Annotated in this window: 2 protein-coding genes and 2 pseudogenes; 1 reads left to right on the plus strand and 3 read right to left on the minus strand. The window is 61.0% G+C overall.

All coding sequences use genetic code 11. The annotated features are described in order from the left end of the window. The 3 genes and pseudogenes from BX592_RS33500 to BX592_RS33510 all read right to left on the minus strand — a co-directional run. Positions 1 to 167: pseudogene (locus BX592_RS33500) on the minus strand (electron transfer flavoprotein subunit beta/FixA family protein); the annotation flags it as partial. Positions 168 to 294: 127 nt separating this feature from the next. Beyond that, complete coding sequence (locus BX592_RS33505; protein WP_134197617.1) at positions 295 to 2,097, minus strand: acyl-CoA dehydrogenase; 1,803 nt, start codon at positions 2,095 to 2,097, stop codon at positions 295 to 297. Between the two features lie 179 nt (positions 2,098 to 2,276). After that, positions 2,277 to 3,281, minus strand: a complete 1,005-nt coding sequence (locus BX592_RS33510; protein ID WP_134197618.1) for an AraC family transcriptional regulator — start codon at positions 3,279 to 3,281, stop codon at positions 2,277 to 2,279. A 202-nt stretch (positions 3,282 to 3,483) separates the two neighbouring features. Here BX592_RS33510 and prpB point away from each other — a divergent pair. Then, positions 3,484 to 3,622: pseudogene (prpB, locus tag BX592_RS33515) on the plus strand (methylisocitrate lyase); the annotation flags it as partial.

The following is a 3,622-nucleotide window of genomic DNA, read 5'->3' on the forward strand; positions in this document are numbered from 1 at the left end:
GTCGCGACGCCCGCTTCCTTCAGCCGCACCGCTTCTTCCACCGCGATTTCGTCGAACGGGTTCATCGACATCTTTACGTTCGCAATGTCCACGCCTGTGTTGTCCGATTTCACGCGCACCTTCACGTTGTAATCGACCACGCGCTTTACGGGTACGAGTATCTTCATCTGTCTTTCCTCCAGATTTCATGTTGAGCGACGCTCGCTGCTTGCGCAAAACCGTCGTCCCGCGTGCCGCACGTGCATCAAGTCACGTGAAGCGAAGGTTTTCCGCTACCGCGAGAATGCGCGGTATTCAGAACTGGTCTTCATCCAGCATCGGCACGCCGTCGGCGCAAAGCCCCGCGGTAACCGCGGCTTCGAGTGCCATTGCGCGCGGCAGCACTTGCGTCGCGTAGCAATGCACGGTTGCGATCTTCGTGTCGTAGAAGGACGCGTCGTCGGCGCGCTTGTCCGCAGCGATGATCAGCGAGCGCGCCATTTGCCAGCCCGAAAGCACAATGCCCGCGAGCATCAGATACGGCACACTGCCCGCGAATACCGCATTCGGCTCACGCTTCGCATGGTCGACGACGAAGCGCACAGACTTCTGCAACGCATCCCGTCCCGCGTGCAGATGGCGATGCATCGACTGGAACGCGCCGCTCGTGCGGAACGACGGATGCACGTGCAACTCAGCCAGCGTCCGGTCAATCTCCGTGAGCAGGCCAGCGACGACCGCACCGCCATCGCGCAGCGTCTTGCGGCCCACCAGGTCGTTGGCCTGGATTGCGGTCGTGCCTTCGTAAATCGGCAGGATGCGTGCATCGCGGTAGTACTGTGCTGCGCCCGTTTCTTCGATAAAGCCCATGCCGCCGTGAACCTGAACGCCGAGGCTCGTCACTTCGAGCGACATCTCGGTGCTCCAGCCCTTCACGATCGGCACCAGATACTCGTAAATCGCCTGATGCGGCGCGCGCTGCGCTTCGTCCGGATGCTGATGACCGAGATCGGAATAAGCAGCGGCGACATACGCAAGGCTGCGCGCACCTTCGGTCAACGCACGCATTGTCAGCAGCATGCGGCGCACATCGGGATGCCGGATGATCGTCACCGACTGCTTCGCCGAGCCATCGACCGGCCGGCTCTGCACACGCTCCTTCGCGTATTCGGCTGCCTTCTGATACGCGCGCTCCGACACGGCGATGCCCTGCATGCCAACCCCGAAGCGCGCCGCATTCATCATGATGAACATATATTCGAGGCCGCGATTTTCTTCGCCGACCAGATGACCCACCGCACCGCCGTGATCGCCGAATTGCAGCACCGCGGTGGGGCTCGCCTTGATCCCGAGCTTGTGTTCGATCGACACGCAGTGCACGTCATTACGCACACCAGGTGACCCGTCGTCGCCGACCATGAACTTCGGCACGATAAAAAGCGAAATACCCTTCACGCCTTCCGGTGCGTCCGGCGTGCGCGCGAGAACGAGATGCACGATATTGCCGGCCATGTCGTGCTCACCCCAGGTGATGAAAATCTTCGTGCCGAAGATGCGATAGGAGCCGTCAGCTTGCGGCTCGGCACGGGTACGCACCAGCGCGAGGTCAGAGCCGGCTTGCGGCTCCGTGAGGTTCATCGTGCCCGTCCATTCGCCGGAGATAAGCTTCGGCACATAGATCGCCTTCTGCGTTTCGCTGCCTGCGGTCAGCAGCGCCTCGATCGCACCATCCGTCAGCAGCGGGCACAACGCAAGCGACAGGTTCGACGCGTTCAGCATCTCGATGCAGGGTGTGGCCAGCAGCTTCGGCAAGTTCTGACCGCCGTACACGGACGGGTGTTGCAAACCCTGCCAGCCGCCTTCCGCGAATTGACGGAACGCGTCCTTGAAACCCGGCGACGCGGTGACCACGCCGTCTTTCCATGTGCTCGGATGCTTGTCGCCCTCCGCATTCAACGGTGCGAGCACGCCTTCGGTGAAGCGAGCGGCCTCGTCGAGCACCGCCTGTGCAGTGTCGCGCGTCGCGTCTTCAAAGCCGGGCAGCGCCGACAGGCGATCGATGCCTGCCAGTTCGCCCATCGCAAACATCATGTCTTTGAGCGGTGCCTTGTAACTCATTTCGATTCGTCCAGTTGTCCGATTGATCAGGATCTGCCCTGGGCTCGACAAAAGGAGCAAGGGCAACGTGGGACGAATCGTATCGCCGGAATGGCCACCGCTCATTGGCGAAGCAGGACCTTCTATTGACATATCCTGCCAGGCGAATCCCGCGGCACGTGCGCAATGGAGGCGGTGTGTCAGGCGCCGCGGCGATACGCGGCCGGTGTACTACCTGTCCAGTGGCGGAACGCGCGGTGAAACGCAGTCGCATCGCCAAAGCCCACATCAGATGCGATCGCGGTGATCGCGTCGCGCGTGCCGGTCAGACGTTGAATCGCGATATCGCGGCGCAATTCGTCCTTCAGCGTCTGGAAAGCGGTGCCTTCGGCCGCGAGGCGCCGACATAGCGTTCGCACCGAACAATGAAGATTCTGTGCGACTTCGTCGATGGTCGGCGCATCGGGAAGACAGCACGCCATCTGCTCGCGCACGCGATAGCCGAACAGCTGCTCCCTGAAGGATACGAAGATCCAGTCTTCGGGCGCGCGATCGAGAAATTTGCGCAGATTGGCTTTGCGCTGTCGAACCGGCATATCGAAGAACACGCTGCTAAATCGCAACGACGTCTGCTCACGATCGAATTCGACGGGCCCGGAAAACAGATACAGGTACTCCCGCTCGCGTTGTGGACGAGCAAACGCAAACTGCACCTGCAAGAGTGGAATTCGTTGCCCGATCAACCAGGACGCGACGCCGTGCGCGAGCTTGAGCATCAATTCCTGCCCGAGCACGCTAAGCGTCGAATGTGGCGAACCGGGCCGCAACGATAGCTCCGCGATCATGCCGCCGCGGCGCGACTCGAACCGGAAATCATCCAGCACGATATGGAAGAACTGGCCGAACCGGTGCATCGCGGTTTCGAGGTTCGGCGCATCGAGCAGGCCAAGACAGAGGAACTTCAGTGTGCCGCTGCGTAGCGGGCGCGAGAAGACGCCGGGCATCTCGTCATCGAGTTCGAGGGCAAGCGCGCGATAGAGCGTCGAGAATTGCGCTTCGGTAACGCGCGCGTCGGGTTGCGCAAGCAGTTCGCGTGGAATGTTCGCGGTGCCGAGGTGACGCTCGACGACAGAAGGCTCCATCCCCACGCCTGCGAGGAAGCCGTTCACGAGCGACATCGGTACGGTCGAGCCTGACGGATGCATGGTCTGGAGGAAAAGCCGCGACGATTGTGTAAGCATAGCGCGGCTCATCGGCAATCCGATTCTGAAATGCGAAATTGCGGAACTGAAATCGCCGCATGTCAGCTTTCGATCTCGGAATCCAATGAAATCATGGGGTTGGTCGCAACCTGAAGATGCTGGCCCACTCCTTGCGAAAGGTCGCGCATTTTCCGGAGACGATGAAATGAACACCCTTACCCAATCCGCCACTGCAGGCGCCCGCTTCCACGCCGCAGTCGCCGAAGAGAAACCGCTTCAGGTGGTCGGCGCGATCAATGCGAATCACGCGCTGCTCGCGAAGCATGCAGGCTTCAAGGCCATCT

Origin of the sequence: Paraburkholderia rhizosphaerae (assembly GCF_004366595.1) — a bacterium.
GTDB lineage: Bacteria > Pseudomonadota > Gammaproteobacteria > Burkholderiales > Burkholderiaceae > Paraburkholderia > Paraburkholderia rhizosphaerae.

Coding starts and splice junctions, on each gene's coding strand:
- BX592_RS33505 (WP_134197617.1), bottom strand. CDS start 2,097: ATGAGTTACAAGGCACCGCTCAAAGACATGATGTTTGCGATGGGCGAA.
- BX592_RS33510 (WP_134197618.1), bottom strand. CDS start 3,281: ATGCATCCGTCAGGCTCGACCGTACCGATGTCGCTCGTGAACGGCTTC.